We start from the raw sequence: 16,376 nt of genomic DNA on the forward strand, positions 1-16,376 counted from the left end.
AAAAACGCCCCGATCCAATCGGGGCGTTTTTGTTTGCAGCTCAGAGTCAGGCGTTGCCGGCCAGCTTCATCCGCGCAGCCTGAGTGAAATCGAGCATGCGCTTGAGCGGGCGGATCGCCTGTGGGATCAGGGCCGGGTCGACGAAGATCTCGTTCGAGCCTTCCTTCAGGCACTTGAGGGTACGCTCAAGGGTGTTCATGGCCATCCACGGGCAATGTGCGCAACTGCGGCACGCCGCGCCGTTACCGGCGGTTGGCGCTTCGATGAAGACCTTGTCAGGGCACAGCTGCTGCATCTTGTAGAAGATGCCGCGATCGGTGGCGACGATCAGGGTCTTGTTCGGCAGCGATTGAGCGGCGGCGATGAGCTGGCTGGTGGAGCCGACGGCGTCCGCCAGTTCGATCACCGAGGTCGGCGACTCCGGGTGCACCAGAATGGCAGCGTCCGGGTACAGCGCCTTCATGTCTTCCAGCTGCTTGGACTTGAACTCTTCGTGGACGATGCAGGCACCGTCCCACAGCAGCATGTCGGCGCCGGTCTGACGCTGGATATAGGTGCCCAGGTGCTTGTCCGGGCCCCAGATAATGGTTTCGCCGTTATCCATCAGGCTTTCGACGATTTCCAGTGCGCAGCTGGAGGTCACTACCCAATCGGCCCGGGCTTTGACGGCAGCCGAGGTGTTGGCATACACCACCACGGTGCGTTCCGGATGCTGATCGCAGAACGCCGAGAACTCGTCCACCGGGCAACCCAGATCCAGCGAGCAGGTCGCTTCCAGGGTCGGCATCAGCACGCGTTTTTCAGGGTTGAGAATCTTCGCGGTCTCACCCATGAATTTCACGCCGGCGACCACCACGGTCTTGGCCGGATGGGCGTTGCCGAAGCGGGCCATTTCCAGGGAGTCAGAAACGCAACCGCCGGTTTCTTCGGCGAGGGCCTGGATGATCGGATCGCAATAAAAGTGGGCAACCAGCACCGCGTCCTGAGCCTTGAGCTCGGCGGCGATGGCGGAACGGTAATAGGCCTCTTCCTCGGCCGTCAGCGGCTTGGGCTGCTTGGCGTCGAGGTGGGCTTGTACCAGAAGGCGTTCGGAAATCTGCGTCATGTTCGCAAGACCTGCAGGCGCATTCGCGCGAAAGTCGAGTATACACCCGGCTCCGGACCGCTTGAGGGTACCGCCGGGAAAGTGAGTATTATCAGGCACGGACAGCGTTGGAGCTGCGCAAGGCTACAGAATATCCCGGTGATACAAAAGATGATTCTGACCTGCGTCACGGCGGGAAGAAACGAAGGGTCGGATGCCTGAATCGCAGGCAAAAAAAAATCCGGAAATCCTCACTTTCGTGGGCCTTCCAGACTTTTAAAAACAGCAAAAATGGTGGGTCGTGTGGGATTCGAACCTACGACCAATTGGTTAAAAGCCAACTGCTCTACCAACTGAGCTAACGACCCGCTGTGTGGTGGCGCGTATAATACTGATTTTTAAGGACTATTCAACACCTAATTTGAAAAAAATCAAAAATAAGGTGTCGGGTCGCTGATTCCGGCCGCCGCGAAGCCTTCTGCACGCAGTCGGCAGCTGTCGCATTTGCCACAAGCGCGGCCGTCATCGTCGGCCTGATAGCAGGAAACGGTCAGCGCGTAATCGACGCCCAGCTTCACGCCAGCCTGGACGATCTGCGCCTTGCTCAGGTTCTGCAGTGGTGCCTGGATGCGGAAACCATTGCCTTCCACACCAGCCTTGGTCGCCAGATTGGCCATGCGCTCAAACGACTCGATGAACTCGGGACGGCAATCCGGGTATCCGGAGTAATCCACTGCGTTGACGCCGATAAAGATGTCACTGGCGCCGAGCACTTCAGCCCAGCCCAAGGCCAGCGAAAGGAAAACCGTGTTGCGCGCCGGCACGTAGGTCACCGGAATGCCTTCGCCCAACTCTTCCGGAATATCGATGCTGGTGTCGGTCAAGGCCGACCCCCCCATGCCATTCAGGTTCAGGCCGATCACCTTGTGCTCGACCACACCCAGATCGCGAGCAACGCGAGCAGCAGCATGCAGTTCAGCGTGGGAACGCTGACCGTAATCGAAACTCATGGTGTAGCAGGCGTAGCCTTCAGCGCGCGCCATCGCCACGACCGTGGCCGAGTCCAGCCCACCCGAAAGCAGGATTACCGCACGTTTTTGGCTAGTATTCAGTTGTTCAGTCATCTCAGCGCCCCGGCTCATCATTCCATAGATATTTATGCAGCTGCAGTTGCAGGCGCACTGGCAGGTTATCCGCCACCACCCAGTCCGCCAGATCCCGAGCATTCAGGTCGTGGTGACTTGGGGAAAACAGCACTTCACCTGCACGTCGCTCGAGACCGTACTGGATCAGCTTCGATACCGCCCAGTCATAGTCCTCCCGCGAGCAGATGACAAACTTCACCTGATCGTTGGGCGTCAGCAGTTCGATGTTCTCGTAACGGTTGCGATGGGCTTCTTTGGAGTCAGGCGTCTTCAGGTCGACCACCCGACTGACCCGCGGATCGACCGCCGAGATGTCGAGGGCGCCGCTGGTTTCCAGCGAGACTTCGTAGCCGGCATCGGACAATTGCTTGAGCAAAGGGATGGCGTTGGGCTGAGCCAGCGGCTCACCGCCAGTGACACAGACGTAGCGCGGGCGAAAGCCGGCCACTTGCTCGAGGATGTCGTCGAGGGTGCGGATCGTGCCACCGCTGAATGCGTAGGCGCTGTCGCAGTATTGGCAACGCAATGGGCAACCGGTCAGGCGCACAAAAACCGTGGGCAGCCCGGCAGTCCGCGTTTCCCCCTGCAACGAGTAGAAAACTTCGGTGATTCTCAATGTGTCTTGCATAGTCGCCACGGGCGTAACAGCTAAACAGGCTGTCCGCCTCCGTCAGGCACTTCAGGCAACCCCGCCAACGCGTAGATCACCAGAAGCGTGTTTCATAAAAGGGCGTGAATTCTAACGAAAAAACCCGCGACAAGCGCGGGTTTCTTCCAAACGGGTCAAACGCTGTTACATGCGTTGCAAGTCGCGCTGGGCCAACTGAGCGGCGGATGTGCCCGGATACTGGGCCACCACCTGCTGCAGAATGCCTTTGACCTTGTCGGTATGACCGAGGCGGCGTTCTACGTCAGCCAGCTTGTACAGCGAATCCGGCACTTTGGCGTGCTTGGGATACAGCTGCGAAACCTTGGCGAAAGCTTGACCTGCGCCTTGCAGATCCCCCTTGGCCAGGTTCACTTCACCCAGCCAGTACTGGGCGTTGCCCGCGTATTGGCTGTTCGGGTACTTACGCAGGAAAGCGGCAAACGCCTGGCTGGCCTTGTCGAAATCCTTGGCCTTGATCAGGTCGAAAGCTGCATCGTAATACAGCTTTTCCTTGGCCGGATCAGCCGGTTCGCCACCCGCAGCAGGTGCCTGGGCGGCAGCAGCGGCCCCGGCTCCAGCGGCGGCACCGGCAGCAGCACTTGCATCGCCACCGGCAGAAGAATTCTCGGGATTCGCGGCAGGTGCAACGCCGGACCCTATGCGCCGATCGAGATCCTGGTATCGCTCCAGGGATTCCTGTTTCATGCGCGAAACCTGGTTCTGCAGTTCTTCGATCACGCCTTGCTGGCGCGACAGTTGATCCTGCATTTGTTGCAGTTGGTTGAACAGCATGCCTTGTGCCGAGGCAGGGGCCGAAGCCGCTCCCCCGGCATAGGCGCCGTTCGTACCGTAACCTGCAGGCGGATAACTGCTCCCGCTATTGTTATAACCGGAGTTGTCATCGACCACAGGAACCGCAGCCCACGCCGCAAGCGGCGCGAGGCTGAGAGCCAGAACAGTTACAGCACGACGGCACGTTCGCATATCGAATTACTTACGCAGTTCGACGCGACGGTTTTGAGCCCAGGACTGCTCGTCGTTGCCGGTAGCAACTGGACGCTCTTCGCCGTAGGAAACCAGTTCCAGCTGAGCTGGGGAAACACCTTGCAGTACCAGGTAGCGCTGAACGGCTTTCGCACGACGCTCGCCCAGTGCCATGTTGTACTCACGAGTACCACGTTCGTCGGTGTTGCCTTCCAGAACAACGCGAGCGCCGTTTGCTTTCAGGTCTTTGGCGTGAACGTCCAGAGCGCGCATGGCTTCTGGCTTCAGGTCCGAGCTGTCGTATTCGAAGTAGAAGGTGGTGATTGCGCGCAGAGCAGCTTCTTCGCTCAGGGAACCGTCAACTGCACCAGTGTTTGCGCCGTAACCAGCGTTTGGATCAACAGCGCCTTCACCGGCGTTGTCGCCGCCTTTGGACGAGCAACCTACAGCTACAGCCATGGCCAGAGCCAGCGCAGCAAATTTACCAAACTTCAGCATTTCCATCGTGAAACTCCTAATGAACCCCAGTGTGTTAAGTAAAACGTAAAGCGCCGCGTCAGTTCAGGTAAGGGGACCAGGACGGTTCTCTGACTTCGCCTTGAGCGGTAGGAAGCGGGAGCCTCACGCGTCCATTAATGGACACGAGCATCAAGACTCCCCGGCCCTGCTGGCGGGTGGCGTAGATTACCATGGTGCCGTTGGGCGCAACAGTAGGCGACTCGTCCAGAGTGCTATCAGTGAGGATTTTTACACTTCCGCGCTGCAAATCCTGGGCCGCCACTTTGAAATTGGTGAAACCGTCCTGACGATGGATCATCACCAGGGTCTTTTCATCTGCCGAAAGCTTGGGGTTGGCGTTGTAGTTGCCCACGAACGTCACGCGCTCGGCACCGCCGCCACCGGCGCTGGTCTTGTAGATCTGCGGCTTGCCGCCACGGTCGGAGGTGAAGTAGATGGTCGAGCCATCCTTGCCCCAGTACGGTTCGGTGTTGATGCCAGGACCTGCGGTCACGCGGGTGATCTGACGCGAACCGAGGTTCATCACGTAGATGTCCGGGTTACCGTCCTTCGACAATACGAACGCCAGGCGATTGCCGTCCGGCGACCAGGCTGGCGCGCCGTTCAGGCCTTCGAAGTTGGTGATCTGCTCGCGGCGACCGGTGTCGATGTTCTGCATGAAGATGCGCGGACGCTTCTGCTCGAACGACACGTAGGCGATACGCTTGCCGTCCGGTGCAAAACGCGGCGACAGGATCGGCTCACGCGATTGCAGCAAGGTCACGGCGCGGGCGCCGTCATAGTCCGAGCGCTGCAGGGTGTAACGGGTGTTCTTCTCGGAGAAACGCTCGGCTGTGACGTACAGCAGGCGAGTCGAGAATGCACCTTTAATGCCGGTCAGTTTTTCGAAGGACTGATCGGAGATGTAGTGCGCCATGTCGCGCAGCTGTTCGGTGGTGCCGGACACACTGCCGTCAGCCACTTTCTGCTCGGTGGCGACGTTGAACAAAGCCCACTGCACCTGCAGACGGCCGCCGGCCGGCACGATGCTGCCGACCATCATGTATTGCGCGCCCACCGCCTTCCAGTCGCGGAAGATGATTTCGCTCGGCTGGCTTGGCTGGCTGATCATGTTTTGCTTCGGAATCGGCGAGTAGTAGCCCGAGTTGCGCAAATCGTTACCAATGATTTCAGCCATGTCATCCGGCAGGACGGCACCGCCCTGGAAACCGAACGGCACGACGGCGATCGGAGTCGCCCGATCGCTGCCGCTGGTGACCAGAATGTTCTTTTCATCCGCCATCGCGATCCCTGCCATGCAGCAGATCACGACCAGCATTCCTCGAAGAAGGTTTCTCACAAGGCTAGATCCTCAGGTGTGAATGTCATCTTGAATGAACGATACGGAGCGAAATCGCTCGGCTTCATTCCCTGCATTTCCGTCAAACGTCCAATATTCTTGACCGCTGCCACTGCAGACGCATCGAACGGACCGTCGCCACTGGACTTCGCCACGCTGACCGAAGTCACCGTACCGTCCGGCAACATGCCGATCTGCAGCACAACCGTCATGCCTTTGCGTGCCGAAGGTGGACGTGCCCAGCCTTCCGCTGCCCGCGCACGAATCAGGTCATCGAAACTGCCCGCGACTTCATCGCCCTGCTCATCGGCCAAAGCCTGCTGGCGCTGCGGCGTGTCGGAAAGCAAATCTGCCAGGGCCTGAGCCTTTTTGTCTTCAGCGGATTTACGTGCCGCTTCCTGCGCTTTCTTCTTCGCAGCATCGGCAGCAGCTTTCTTCTTCGCGTCTTCGGCGACTTTCTTCTTCGCCTCTTCAGCTTCAGCTTTCTTCTTGGCGTCTTCGGCGGCTTTCTTTTTCGCGTCTTCGACGATCTTCTTCTTGGCTTCTTCAGCGGCCGCTTTCTTGGCCTCTTCTTCAGCAGCCTTCTTGGCTTCTTCTTCGGCTTTCTTCTTGGCTATATCAGCCAATTGTTTCTCTTCTGCCTTCTTGGCTTCGGCGGCTTTCTTCGCGTCTTCGGCTTTCTTGGCTTCATCAGCCTTCTTCGCCTCGTTCGCTTTCTTCGCCTCATCGGCCTTCTTGGCTTCCTCGGCCTTTTGAGCCGCTTCTTCTTTCTTTTGTTCCGCAGCTTTCACCGCTTCCTGCTCGACCTTTTTCTGCTCCATCTGCTCGACTTCGGTCTGGCGCGCGGCGGATTTCTTCGCCTCACCCGCAATCTTCTGATTGGTCTGGGTGGTCGCCTGACTTTTCGATTTCAGCTGGTACAGGGTCGCCTGGACAATCGGCTTGGCCGGCGGCAGCTCAGGCGTCATGGCGAAACTGACAAACAGCATGCCGAACACCAGCACGTGCAAGCCAATCGCCCAGACGCTGGGCCAGAAGTAGCTTTCCGAGGCGGACGGCTCTCGCTGTTGCTGCATCAGGGCGCCTCGGTGATCAAGCCAACGTTACCGACCCCGGCTTTCTGCAACCCGCCCATGGCGCCCATGACGGAGCCATAATCGACGGACTTGTCGCCACGGATGAAGACCTGGGTACGCTTGCCGCCTTCAGTGCCGGCGCGAATGATCTTGGTCACCGCGTCGGTCATCTGTGGCAGGGTCATGGCCCGGTCCTGTTGCTTCTCGGTGTCGACTTCGCTGCCAAGGTTCCAGTAGTAGGTCTTGTCAGCCTTGATCGAAATGGTCAGCACCTGGGTGTTGTTGTCCTGCGGCAAGGCTTCGCTGGAAACCTTGGGCAGATCCACCTTCACGCCCTGATTGAGCATCGGCGCAGTCACCATGAAGATGACCAGCAGCACCAGCATCACGTCGATGTAAGGCACTACGTTCATCTCGGCGACCGGCTTGCGCTTGTGTCGGGCTCGAGTGATTAAAGCCATCGGGAAATACCTGCTTATTCTTCGCTGGTGTGCACTTTGCGGTGCAGGATCGCCTGGAATTCATCGGCGAAGGTGTAGTAGCGGCTCAGCAAGGTTTCGCTGCGGGCAGAGAAACGGTTGTAAGCGATAACGGCCGGGATTGCGGCGAACAGACCGATCGCAGTGGCGATCAGGGCTTCGGCGATGCCGGGTGCCACAGTGGCCAGGGTGGCCTGTTGTGCGCTGGCCAGACCACGGAAGGAGTTCATGATCCCCCAGACGGTACCGAACAGACCGATGTACGGACTGACGGAACCCACGGTAGCGAGGAACGGCAGGCTCTGCTCGAGCTTTTCTTCTTCGCGGGAGATGGCGACCCGCATGGCACGGGCCACACCTTCCATCACCGCTTCAGGATCGACACCTGGCTGCTGACGCAGACGGGAAAACTCCTTGAAGCCGGCGCGGAAGATCTGCTCGACGCCCGAATCCGGATCCGGGTTGCTGCCGGCCTGACGATAGAGCTTGGACAGGTCGATACCCGACCAGAAGCGCTCCTCGAAGCTCTCCAGGGCGCGTCGACCGGCGCGCAGCAGATTGCTGCGCTGAAAGATCATGATCCATGAGGTCACCGATGCGGCCACCAGGGTCAACATTACCAACTGCACCACGATGCTGGCATTGCTGACCAGGCTCCACATGGAGGAATGGTCGACGACGTTAGCTTCCACGCTTTATCTCCTGCTTTGAGTGTGTACCCGTGCCGACCGCGTCGGCAAAGGCCGCACGCAGGTCTTCGGGAAGGGCCCGGGGTTTCAAACTGTTAGTGCGCACACAGGCCACCAGAAACTGCCCTTCGCAGAGCAGCACATTATCCGTTGCCCGCCTGACCTGCTGTCGAAAGCGCAGGCTGGCACGGTTCAATTCGATTACATCAGCGCTTACCAGAAGCTCGTCGTCCAGTCGCGCCGGCGCGTGATAACGCGCTTCGCTGGAATGCACGACGAACAACAGGTCCTCCCCTGCCAGCGCCGACTGGGCAAAGCCCAGCTCCCGGAGCCGCTCGGTTCGAGCCCGTTCCATAAACTTGAGGTAATTAACGTAATACACGATGCCGCCCGCATCGGTGTCCTCGTAATAAACGCGACAACGATGTGCGAACGGCTCAAGCCCGTTTTGCGCGCGCATACTCTAGTGCTTACTCCTCGGGTTGCCAATCCGGCCAGGCAACTGTTTTTCAATGTTCAAAGGCTTTACCGCAAAAGTACCGTCCTGAGACAGTACAAACGCTGAATAAATCGCCATTAAATGTGTATCAATCGTCCACGGCATCAAGAAACTCGTCTGCCACGGGCATTTCGCCCATTCGTGTCGGAATGTTTAAACCAAAATGCAGGTACGCGTGGCGAGTAACCACCCTGCCGCGCGGCGTCCGCATGATGTACCCCTGCTGAATGAGGTACGGCTCGAGCACGTCCTCGATGGTGTGGCGTTCTTCACTGATCGCCGCCGCCAGACTGTCGATGCCCACCGGGCCGCCATCGAACTTTTCGATCATGGTCAACAGCAGACGCCGGTCCTGATGATCGAAACCGTGCTCGTCGACATCCAGCAGGTTCAGCGCCAGATCCGCGACGGACTTGGTGATGTGCCCCTTGGCCCGGACTTCGGCGAAATCCCGCACCCGGCGCAACAATCGGTTGGCGATTCGCGGCGTGCCCCGAGCGCGGCGAGCGATCTCGAAAGACCCTTCCGGATCCAGCGGCAGACCGAGAATGCTCGCCGAACGGCTGACAATCGTCGCCAGATCAGCTGTGCTGTAGAACTCGAGGCGCTGGACGATGCCGAAACGGTCGCGCAACGGGTTGGTCAGCATACCTGCCCGCGTGGTTGCACCGACCAGGGTGAACGGCGGCAGATCGAGTTTGATCGAACGCGCCGCCGGCCCTTCACCGATCATGATATCGAGCTGGAAATCTTCCATGGCCGGGTACAGCACTTCTTCAACAATCGGCGACAGACGATGGATTTCATCGATGAACAGCACATCGTGCGGTTCAAGATTGGTCAACAGCGCCGCCAGGTCCCCCGGACGCTCAAGCACCGGACCGGAAGTGCTCTTGATCGATACGCCCATTTCCTCGGCGATGATGTTCGCCAGGGTGGTTTTACCCAGCCCCGGCGGACCGAAGATCAGGGTGTGGTCGAGGGATTCGCTACGACCACGAGCGGCCTGGATAAACAGTTCCATCTGCTCGCGAACGGTCGGCTGGCCGATGTATTCGGCCAGACTGACGGGACGTATCGCCCGATCCTGGACTTCTTCGCGCTCACGCGGACTGTGCGTGGCGGCGATCAGACGATCAGCTTCAATCACTTAAATCATTCCCTTCAGGGCGCGTCGAATCATGTCTTCGCTGCTCAGGCCTTTCTCTTTGATTGCGGAAATCGCCTTGCTCGCTTCCTGTGGCTTGTAACCCAGAGAAATCAGCGCGCTGACCGCATCATTCTCGGCGGTATTGACCGGCGCCGGGCCGTCCGGCTGGTTCGGAACCAGCGCAAACATGGCCGGCGAGGTTTCCCAGGCCTTGAAGCGATCCTTGAGCTCGACCAGCAGACGCTCGGCGGTTTTCTTGCCCACGCCCGGCACCTTGGTCAGCGCCGAGGTGTCCTGGGACTGCACGCAGCGGATCAGCTCATCGACTTCCAGACTCGACATCAAGGCCAGGGCCAGTTTCGGCCCCACACCATTGAGACGGATCAACTCGCGAAAAAAGTCTCGCTCACGCTTGCCGGCAAAACCATAGAGTAACTGCGCGTCTTCGCGTACGACCAAATGGGTGTGCAAGGTCAGCGGTTCACCGACCGACGGCAGACGATAAAGGGTGGTCATGGGCACTTCCAGCTCATACCCGAGGCCATTTACATCCAGAATCAGGTGCGGCGGCTGTTTCTCAGCCAGAGTGCCGCGCAAGCGTCCAATCACGTTTCAGATCCTTGAGCGTTGGCCAGCCGTGGGCTGGCGACCGACAGAACATGGATTTACGGCCGACGACCCAGGCGCGAAATCCAAATTCCGTGAAATTGACTGCTGATGCTATCAGAGACGCAGGCGCCCGCCACGACTGCGTGCCGTTCCCAGGCCGTGCGGCAACAGACTGGAGCGGGTGTGAGCGTGACAAATGGCGATGGCCAGGGCGTCCGATGCGTCGATTTGCGGTTTGCTGGTGAGCTTGAGCATATGCATGACCATCATCTGCACCTGCTCTTTATTGGCGGCGCCGGTGCCGACCACGGCCTGCTTGACCTGAGTAGCTGTGTACTCGGCAATCTCCAGGCTCTCTTCGGCGCCGGCAACGATAGCGGCCCCACGGGCCTGCCCGAGCTTGAGCGCCGAATCGGCGTTTTTCGCCATGAACACCTTTTCGATGCCCATGGTCACCGGGCCGTAGGTCTGAATGATTTCCCGCACGCCGCGATAGACGATCTGCAGGCGCTCGTGCAGCTCGCCGGCACCAGTGCGGATGCAACCCGAGGCGACATAGATGCAACCGCCGCGTCCGGTATCGCGAACAATGCCGTAACCGGTAATGCGCGAACCGGGGTCGATACCAAGAATTAAAGTCATAACGCCTGCAGGTTCGGTAAAAGCACTGAATTCGAGATAACGCATAACAAATGTGGGAGCTGGCTTGCCAGCGATGGCGGTGTGTCAGGCACCATCATTACCTGATGTGCCGACGCCATCGCTGGCGAGCCAGCTCCCACATTGCAGCCTAGCCGCTCTTAACCGAGCTGAGCGGCCACGTCTTCCGGAATGTCCGCGTTGGAGTAGACGTTCTGCACGTCGTCCAGGTCTTCCAGCATATCGATCAGCTTGAGCACCTTCTCGGCCCCCTCCAGATCCAGTTCGGCGCTGGTGGTCGGCTGCATGACGATTTCCGCGTCATCACCCTTGAAACCTGCGGCTTCCAGGGCAGTGCGCACCGCATAGAAACTGGTGAACGAGGTGAACACGTCGATCGAGCCGTCTTCGTGGCTGACCACGTCGTCGGCATCGGCTTCCAGCGCCGCTTCCGTCAGCGCGTCTTCGTCGACGCCTGGCGCAAAGCTGATCTGGCCCTTGCGTTCGAACAGGTAGGCTACCGAACCGTCGGTACCTAGGTTGCCGCCACACTTGCTGAACGCATGGCGCACAGCCGCTGCGGTACGGTTGCGGTTGTCGGTCATGCACTCGACCATCACCGCCACGCCACCCGGGCCGTAACCTTCGTAGGTCAGCTCTTCAACGTTGTCGGCTTCGGTCGCACCGGCGCCACGGGCAACGGCACGGTCGATGATGTCCCGGCTCATGTTGGCGCCCAGCGCCTTGTCCAGGGCCAGACGCAGACGCGGGTTGGAGCCCGGATCACCGCCGCCCTGACGGGCCGCCACGGTCAGTTCGCGGATCCACTTGGTGAAGATCTTGCCTCTCTTGGCATCCTGGCGTTCTTTGCGGTGCTTGATGTTCGCCCACTTGGAATGACCTGCCATAACTCGCTCCGAATTCTCTTGAACAATGCCCGCCATGCAGGTGCATCGGCCAGCAAAAAAACTTGTTTTCAATCACTGCAGAAAGAAAAAAGGCGCATCCGAAGATGCGCCTTCAGGCCCGTCTTACTCGGCCTTTGGCGTCTCGCGCAAACGAATGTGCAATTCGCGCAATGCCTTCGCATCCACAACACCCGGCGCCTGCGTCATCACATCGGCAGCACTCTGGGTTTTCGGGAAGGCGATCACTTCACGGATCGACTGGGCGCCGGTCATCAGCATTACCAGACGGTCCAGACCGAAGGCCAGGCCACCGTGCGGCGGCGCGCCGTATTTCAGGGCGTCGAGCAGGAAGCCGAACTTCTCTTCCTGTTCCGCTTCGTTGATGCCCAGCTGACGGAACACCGCCTGTTGCATCTCTTTACGGTGGATACGGATCGAACCGCCACCCAGTTCGGTGCCGTTCAGCACCATGTCATAGGCACGGGACAAAGCGCCTGCCGGGTTGGCTTCCAGCTCTTCAGGCGAGCACTTCGGCGCGGTGAACGGGTGGTGCAGAGCCGAGAAGCTGCCGTCGTCGTTCTCTTCGAACATCGGGAAGTCAACGACCCACATCGGAGCCCATTCGCAAGTCAGCAGCTTCAGGTCGTGACCGAGCTTGATACGCAGCGCGCCCAGGGCTTCGCTGACGATCTTGGCCTTGTCGGCACCGAAGAACACGATATCGCCATCGACTGCGCCGACGCGATCGAGGATCACGTTCAGGTTGGCTTCCGGGATGTTTTTCACGATCGGCGATTGCAAACCTTCAACACCGGCAGCGCGCTCGTTGACCTTGATGTACGCCAGGCCCTTGGCACCGTAGATGCCGACGAACTTGGTGTAGTCGTCGATCTGCTTGCGCGGCATGCTCGCCCCGCCTGGAACTCGCAGCGCGGCGATACGGCATTTCGGATCGTTGGCAGGACCGCTGAAGACCTTGAAATCAACTTCTTTCAGCTGATCGGCCACATCGACCAGTTCCAGCGGGTTACGCAGGTCCGGCTTGTCGGAACCGTAACGGCGCATGGCTTCTTCAAAAGTCATGTGAGGGAATTCGCCGAATTCCAGATCCAGCACTTCCTTGAACAGGTTGCGGATCATGCCTTCGGTCAGGCCCATGATGTCCTTTTCGTCGAGGAAGCTGGTCTCGATGTCGATCTGAGTGAACTCAGGCTGACGGTCGGCACGCAGGTCTTCGTCGCGGAAGCACTTGGCGATCTGGTAGTAGCGGTCGAAGCCGGCGACCATCAGCAGTTGCTTGAACAGCTGTGGCGATTGCGGCAGCGCGAAGAACGAACCAGCGTGGGTACGGCTCGGCACGAGATAGTCACGCGCGCCTTCCGGAGTGGCACGGGTCAGGATCGGCGTTTCGACGTCGAGGAAGCCGTTTTCGTCCAGGTAGCGACGGATGCTGGTGGTCATGCGCGAACGCAGACGCAGCTTCTCGGCCATTTCCGGACGACGCAGGTCCAGGAAGCGATAACGCAGGCGGGTTTCTTCGCCGACGTCGGAGAACTCGTTCAGCGGGAACGGCGGGGTTTCCGACTCGTTCAGCACTTCCAGCTCGTAGCCCAGCACTTCGATCATGCCCGACGCCATGTTGGCGTTGGTGGCACCGGCCGGACGCAGGCGAACCTTGCCGGTGATCTTCACGACGTATTCGCTGCGCACGCGATCGGCAGCGGCGAAGCTCTCGGCGCGATCCGGATCGAACACTACCTGGGCCAGACCGTCACGATCACGGATATCGAGGAAAATCACCCCGCCGTGGTCGCGACGACGGTGAACCCATCCGCAAAGGGTAATTTCCTGGCCTTCCAGGCTTTCGTTCAGTTGGCCGCAATAATGGCTGCGCATCATGGTAGTGGTTCGCTTCTCGTAATTCGAAATTCGGTGGAGATCCGGTTGCACTCAAGCAATGTGCAATCTGTGGAAACTCGCGCGTGTCGTTCGACCTGGGTTTGAACCCTAGTCAGATTTGTCGCCACCGGCCAGATTCTTCTTCGCGCCGGTCTTGAAATCGGTTTCGTACCAGCCGCTGCCACTGAGGCGAAAGCCCGGCATCGACAGTTGCTTCTTGAGTTCCGGCGCCTGGCAGGCAGGGCAATCGACCAATGGTGCGTCACTGATCTTTTGAATGGCTTCCAACTGATGACCACAGGAAGCACATTGGTAATCGTACATCGGCATGGGGTTGTCTCGGCAATCAGATTGCCAGCACACGCAGGGCTGTGCGGCGAAAGAGCGGGATTATATCCATTAAATGCGGCCTGTGCAGCCGGAAGACTGCACAGGCCGTCTTGTCAGTGACAACCCGCGGCGGGCGTCCCCGGAGAATCCCGCAGGCCATGCACCACGCACACCACCCGCACCAGACCGCTGAAGTTTTTCACCCCGCCATGGCGCAGGTGCACTTCACGATCGACACGGGACAACAGCGCGCCGACCGAACAGCAATTGTCTTCGGCCATCCGGCCTAGAATATTCCAGTAAACCTGCTCCAGCCGCATGCAGGTCGCGAACCCGTTCAAGCGTACCGATCGGGACAGTGGCCGGATCAACTCCATGTCGAACCCGCCGAGAAACGGCTCCCCGAACTTTTCCTGCTGCAAATCGACTGCAATATCTCGTCGCCTGCCTCCACCTTCCATATAGCTGACACTCCTTTGCCATTTTGCGCCTGTGTTCAAGGCGAAATCCTGTGACCTCATTAAAAGCGCAGGTGCAAAGGCGGATCCAGACGACTTATTGACCATCCACGTAGGATAAGCCAACACGATACGGAGGATCATGGAGCGGCGGGTCGTCTTCCTGGTTTCCTACCGTCACGGGTGAAGTTTCCGAGGGGAAAGAAGAGCGCACGAACCATGAACATCCGTGCGCCTCCCGTCATCAGGCCTCGAGCAATGCACGCAGCATCCACGCGGTTTTCTCGTGAACCTGCATGCGTTGGGTCAGCAGGTCGGCAGTCGGTTCGTCACTGACCTTGTCCAGCAGAGGGAAAATCCCCCGCGCCGTGCGCGTGACCGCCTCCTGCCCCTCGACCAGTTGTTTGATCATGTCCTCGGCACTCGGCACGCCCTCCTCCTCTTTAATGGAAGACAGGCGAGCGTAGGTCGCGTACGCGCCCGGCGCCGGAAAGCCCAGCGCCCGGATGCGCTCGGCAATCAAGTCGACTGCCAGGGCCAGTTCGTTGTATTGCTCCTCGAACATCAGATGCAGGGTCCGAAACATCGGCCCGGTGACGTTCCAGTGGAAGTTGTGGGTCTTCAGATACAACACGTAAGTGTCCGACAGCAGGCGCGAGAGCCCTTCGACGATGGATTTGCGGTCTTCTTCACTGATACCGATATCGATTGCCATGCTTACCCCCTAACGGCGATTGAAATTCATCCAGCAGGTGTCGGTTCACTGTAGCAAGGCCACCCCCGCCCCGCAGCCCCCGCATGGGCCCGATAGACGCGACAAATCGTCCGGTACCTGCCGCTGGCCGGCGTGATTTGAGTAGCCGCAGGCTTTACTGTTAAATAGGCAGTGTGTCGCTACGCCCCGTTTTCCGGGCCTGCGCATAGGCTGATGCCGTGCACGTGTCCAACGCCTCTTATTGTTCCGAAGCGAACCGTGCGCTCTCAGCTCTTCCTTGTGAGCCGTCATAACGTGAGTCAATAAAAATGTTGAAAATCGTCCACCTGCTAATGGGCGCAGCAGCCTTGCTGCTGTCCTTCATACCTAGCCTGAAGTCCGAAGCGGTACCTTACCTGCAACAACCCGATGCACTTTACCTGGCCTTTTTCGGCCTGCTGAACCTGATCCTTGCGCCAGTTATTCCCTACTGGAACAAAGGTCCGCGCCAGCATCTGCAAAATCTGGTCAGCGCCTTGCTGGTTCTGACCGTCGTCCTGCAAACCCTGACCCTGATCGCGCCGATGCCTGTCATCGCCGGCCAGCCAGCCGTGCTGTTCAGCCTGGTGATCGCTCTGGTTGCCGTGGTCCTGCACCTGGCCATCAGCTTCTACAAGTCCTCCCCGGCCGCCGCTCCCACCAGCTACGACATGAGCAATCGCGATACCGGCACCGTCAAGTGGTTCAACACCTCCAAGGGCTTCGGCTTTATCTCCCGGGATTCCGGCGATGATATTTTCGTGCACTTTCGCGCCATCCGTGGCGAAGGCCACCGCGTCCTGGTCGAAGGCCAGCGCGTGGAGTTCTCGGTGATGAACCGTGACAAGGGCCTGCAGGCCGAAGACGTGATCGCTGCCCTGCCGCGCCGCTGATCCACGTCCCCGCACTAAAAAAAACCGCGAACAGCCTGGCTGTTCGCGGTTTTTTAATGGGAGCACGGAAGCATGCCCGCACACATTTCAATAGTGTGGCGGTGGCGCATCTTCTTCAAACGATCCGATCTGCCCCACCATCTCTTCCTGGCGCTTGAGTACGGCTGCCATCTGCAATTGCAGGCGCTCGACCACTCGCTGCTGTTCCACCAGCACATCGTTCAATGCCTGAATGGTGTCGTCCTGAAACGCCAGGCGGCTTTCCAGTTCGGTAACACGTTGTTCGAAACTCAT

The 16,376-nt window shown here is 59.1% G+C and carries 20 protein-coding genes and 1 tRNA gene; 1 reads left to right on the forward strand and 20 read right to left on the reverse strand.

Annotated elements, in window-relative coordinates:
- Nucleotides 1–46: 46 nt before the first annotated feature.
- The 19 genes from nadA to I5961_RS21895 all read right to left on the reverse strand — a co-directional run bounded on the left by nadA (nucleotide 47) and on the right by I5961_RS21895 (nucleotide 15,171).
- The gene (gene nadA, locus I5961_RS21805; RefSeq protein WP_039766022.1) at nucleotides 47–1,105 is read right to left on the reverse strand and encodes a quinolinate synthase NadA; all 1,059 of its coding nucleotides are present in this window, start codon (nucleotides 1,103–1,105) and stop codon (nucleotides 47–49) included.
- Between the two features lie 271 nt (nucleotides 1,106–1,376).
- Nucleotides 1,377–1,452 (reverse strand) — tRNA-Lys (locus I5961_RS21810).
- A 63-nt stretch (nucleotides 1,453–1,515) separates the two neighbouring features.
- Nucleotides 1,516–2,208, reverse strand: a complete 693-nt coding sequence (gene queC, locus I5961_RS21815) for a 7-cyano-7-deazaguanine synthase QueC (RefSeq protein ID WP_085701650.1) — start codon at nucleotides 2,206–2,208, stop codon at nucleotides 1,516–1,518.
- A 1-nt stretch (nucleotide 2,209) separates the two neighbouring features.
- On the reverse strand, nucleotides 2,210–2,857 hold the full coding sequence (queE, locus tag I5961_RS21820; protein WP_085701651.1) for a 7-carboxy-7-deazaguanine synthase QueE: 648 nt from the start codon (nucleotides 2,855–2,857) through the stop codon (nucleotides 2,210–2,212).
- 165 nt (nucleotides 2,858–3,022) lie between these two features.
- Nucleotides 3,023–3,862, reverse strand: a complete 840-nt coding sequence (ybgF, locus tag I5961_RS21825; protein WP_085701652.1) for a tol-pal system protein YbgF — start codon at nucleotides 3,860–3,862, stop codon at nucleotides 3,023–3,025.
- A 6-nt stretch (nucleotides 3,863–3,868) separates the two neighbouring features.
- Nucleotides 3,869–4,366 carry a peptidoglycan-associated lipoprotein Pal gene (pal, locus tag I5961_RS21830; protein ID WP_003178634.1) on the reverse strand — a complete coding sequence of 166 codons (498 nt, stop codon included), beginning with the start codon at nucleotides 4,364–4,366 and terminating at the stop codon, nucleotides 3,869–3,871.
- 52 nt (nucleotides 4,367–4,418) lie between these two features.
- Nucleotides 4,419–5,699: a Tol-Pal system beta propeller repeat protein TolB gene (gene tolB / locus I5961_RS21835; RefSeq protein ID WP_166742344.1), complete on the reverse strand. Its 1,281-nt coding sequence runs from the start codon at nucleotides 5,697–5,699 to the stop codon at nucleotides 4,419–4,421.
- A 17-nt stretch (nucleotides 5,700–5,716) separates the two neighbouring features.
- Nucleotides 5,717–6,796, reverse strand: coding sequence for a cell envelope integrity protein TolA (gene tolA, locus I5961_RS21840; RefSeq protein ID WP_085697170.1), 1,080 nt, complete (start codon nucleotides 6,794–6,796; stop codon nucleotides 5,717–5,719).
- Nucleotides 6,796–7,248: a protein TolR gene (gene tolR / locus I5961_RS21845; RefSeq protein ID WP_162803534.1), complete on the reverse strand. Its 453-nt coding sequence runs from the start codon at nucleotides 7,246–7,248 to the stop codon at nucleotides 6,796–6,798. Before tolR ends, tolA begins: the two co-directional genes overlap by 1 nt.
- A 23-nt stretch (nucleotides 7,249–7,271) precedes the next feature.
- On the reverse strand, nucleotides 7,272–7,967 hold the full coding sequence (gene tolQ / locus I5961_RS21850) for a protein TolQ (RefSeq protein ID WP_007912733.1): 696 nt from the start codon (nucleotides 7,965–7,967) through the stop codon (nucleotides 7,272–7,274).
- Nucleotides 7,957–8,424: a tol-pal system-associated acyl-CoA thioesterase gene (ybgC, locus tag I5961_RS21855; RefSeq protein ID WP_007951203.1), complete on the reverse strand. Its 468-nt coding sequence runs from the start codon at nucleotides 8,422–8,424 to the stop codon at nucleotides 7,957–7,959. Before ybgC ends, tolQ begins: the two co-directional genes overlap by 11 nt.
- 127 nt (nucleotides 8,425–8,551) lie before the next feature.
- Nucleotides 8,552–9,613, reverse strand: a complete 1,062-nt coding sequence (gene ruvB, locus I5961_RS21860; RefSeq protein WP_085689401.1) for a Holliday junction branch migration DNA helicase RuvB — start codon at nucleotides 9,611–9,613, stop codon at nucleotides 8,552–8,554.
- Complete coding sequence (ruvA, locus tag I5961_RS21865; RefSeq protein WP_007951205.1) at nucleotides 9,614–10,222, reverse strand: Holliday junction branch migration protein RuvA; 609 nt, start codon at nucleotides 10,220–10,222, stop codon at nucleotides 9,614–9,616.
- Between the two features lie 114 nt (nucleotides 10,223–10,336).
- Nucleotides 10,337–10,864, reverse strand: coding sequence for a crossover junction endodeoxyribonuclease RuvC (ruvC, locus tag I5961_RS21870; RefSeq protein WP_007951206.1), 528 nt, complete (start codon nucleotides 10,862–10,864; stop codon nucleotides 10,337–10,339).
- 158 nt (nucleotides 10,865–11,022) lie between these two features.
- Nucleotides 11,023–11,769, reverse strand: a complete 747-nt coding sequence (locus I5961_RS21875; RefSeq protein WP_085697172.1) for a YebC/PmpR family DNA-binding transcriptional regulator — start codon at nucleotides 11,767–11,769, stop codon at nucleotides 11,023–11,025.
- 123 nt (nucleotides 11,770–11,892) lie between these two features.
- Nucleotides 11,893–13,668 (reverse strand): aspartate--tRNA ligase, encoded by a 1,776-nt coding sequence (gene aspS, locus I5961_RS21880; RefSeq protein ID WP_085697173.1) that lies wholly within the window; start codon nucleotides 13,666–13,668, stop codon nucleotides 11,893–11,895.
- A 108-nt stretch (nucleotides 13,669–13,776) separates the two neighbouring features.
- Nucleotides 13,777–13,998, reverse strand: coding sequence for an FmdB family zinc ribbon protein (locus tag I5961_RS21885; protein WP_007951210.1), 222 nt, complete (start codon nucleotides 13,996–13,998; stop codon nucleotides 13,777–13,779).
- A 113-nt stretch (nucleotides 13,999–14,111) separates the two neighbouring features.
- Nucleotides 14,112–14,459 carry a ribbon-helix-helix domain-containing protein gene (locus tag I5961_RS21890; RefSeq protein ID WP_085697236.1) on the reverse strand — a complete coding sequence of 116 codons (348 nt, stop codon included), beginning with the start codon at nucleotides 14,457–14,459 and terminating at the stop codon, nucleotides 14,112–14,114.
- 241 nt (nucleotides 14,460–14,700) lie between these two features.
- On the reverse strand, nucleotides 14,701–15,171 hold the full coding sequence (locus tag I5961_RS21895; protein WP_085697174.1) for a Dps family protein: 471 nt from the start codon (nucleotides 15,169–15,171) through the stop codon (nucleotides 14,701–14,703).
- Between the two features lie 308 nt (nucleotides 15,172–15,479).
- On the opposite strand from I5961_RS21895, the gene I5961_RS28705 reads away from it, so the two are divergent.
- Complete coding sequence (locus I5961_RS28705) at nucleotides 15,480–16,082, forward strand: cold-shock protein (RefSeq protein WP_085697175.1); 603 nt, start codon at nucleotides 15,480–15,482, stop codon at nucleotides 16,080–16,082.
- An 87-nt stretch (nucleotides 16,083–16,169) separates the two neighbouring features.
- Here the strand turns inward: I5961_RS28705 and I5961_RS21905 are convergent, their stop codons facing one another.
- Nucleotides 16,170–16,376, reverse strand: a complete 207-nt coding sequence (locus tag I5961_RS21905) for a SlyX family protein (protein ID WP_085689409.1) — start codon at nucleotides 16,374–16,376, stop codon at nucleotides 16,170–16,172.

The organism is Pseudomonas sp. IAC-BECa141 (assembly GCF_020544405.1).
Classification (GTDB): Bacteria; Pseudomonadota; Gammaproteobacteria; order Pseudomonadales; family Pseudomonadaceae; genus Aquipseudomonas.

What these genes read in the sequence shown, in the direction of transcription:
- I5961_RS21890 (WP_085697236.1), bottom strand. Translation starts at nt 14,459, where the DNA reads ATGGAAGGTGGAGGCAGGCGACGAGATATTGCAGTCGATTTGCAGCAG.
- ybgF (WP_085701652.1), bottom strand. Translation starts at nt 3,862, where the DNA reads ATGCGAACGTGCCGTCGTGCTGTAACTGTTCTGGCTCTCAGCCTCGCG.
- nadA (WP_039766022.1), bottom strand. Translation starts at nt 1,105, where the DNA reads ATGACGCAGATTTCCGAACGCCTTCTGGTACAAGCCCACCTCGACGCC.
- I5961_RS21875 (WP_085697172.1), bottom strand. Translation starts at nt 11,769, where the DNA reads ATGGCAGGTCATTCCAAGTGGGCGAACATCAAGCACCGCAAAGAACGC.
- I5961_RS21885 (WP_007951210.1), bottom strand. Translation starts at nt 13,998, where the DNA reads ATGCCGATGTACGATTACCAATGTGCTTCCTGTGGTCATCAGTTGGAA.
- I5961_RS28705 (WP_085697175.1), top strand. Translation starts at nt 15,480, where the DNA reads ATGTTGAAAATCGTCCACCTGCTAATGGGCGCAGCAGCCTTGCTGCTG.
- aspS (WP_085697173.1), bottom strand. Translation starts at nt 13,668, where the DNA reads ATGATGCGCAGCCATTATTGCGGCCAACTGAACGAAAGCCTGGAAGGC.
- pal (WP_003178634.1), bottom strand. Translation starts at nt 4,366, where the DNA reads ATGGAAATGCTGAAGTTTGGTAAATTTGCTGCGCTGGCTCTGGCCATG.
- I5961_RS21905 (WP_085689409.1), bottom strand. Translation starts at nt 16,376, where the DNA reads ATGAGTTTCGAACAACGTGTTACCGAACTGGAAAGCCGCCTGGCGTTT.
- queE (WP_085701651.1), bottom strand. Translation starts at nt 2,857, where the DNA reads ATGCAAGACACATTGAGAATCACCGAAGTTTTCTACTCGTTGCAGGGG.
- tolA (WP_085697170.1), bottom strand. Translation starts at nt 6,796, where the DNA reads ATGCAGCAACAGCGAGAGCCGTCCGCCTCGGAAAGCTACTTCTGGCCC.
- queC (WP_085701650.1), bottom strand. Translation starts at nt 2,208, where the DNA reads ATGACTGAACAACTGAATACTAGCCAAAAACGTGCGGTAATCCTGCTT.
- tolB (WP_166742344.1), bottom strand. Translation starts at nt 5,699, where the DNA reads ATGCTGGTCGTGATCTGCTGCATGGCAGGGATCGCGATGGCGGATGAA.
- ybgC (WP_007951203.1), bottom strand. Translation starts at nt 8,424, where the DNA reads ATGCGCGCGCAAAACGGGCTTGAGCCGTTCGCACATCGTTGTCGCGTT.
- I5961_RS21895 (WP_085697174.1), bottom strand. Translation starts at nt 15,171, where the DNA reads ATGGCAATCGATATCGGTATCAGTGAAGAAGACCGCAAATCCATCGTC.
- ruvC (WP_007951206.1), bottom strand. Translation starts at nt 10,864, where the DNA reads ATGACTTTAATTCTTGGTATCGACCCCGGTTCGCGCATTACCGGTTAC.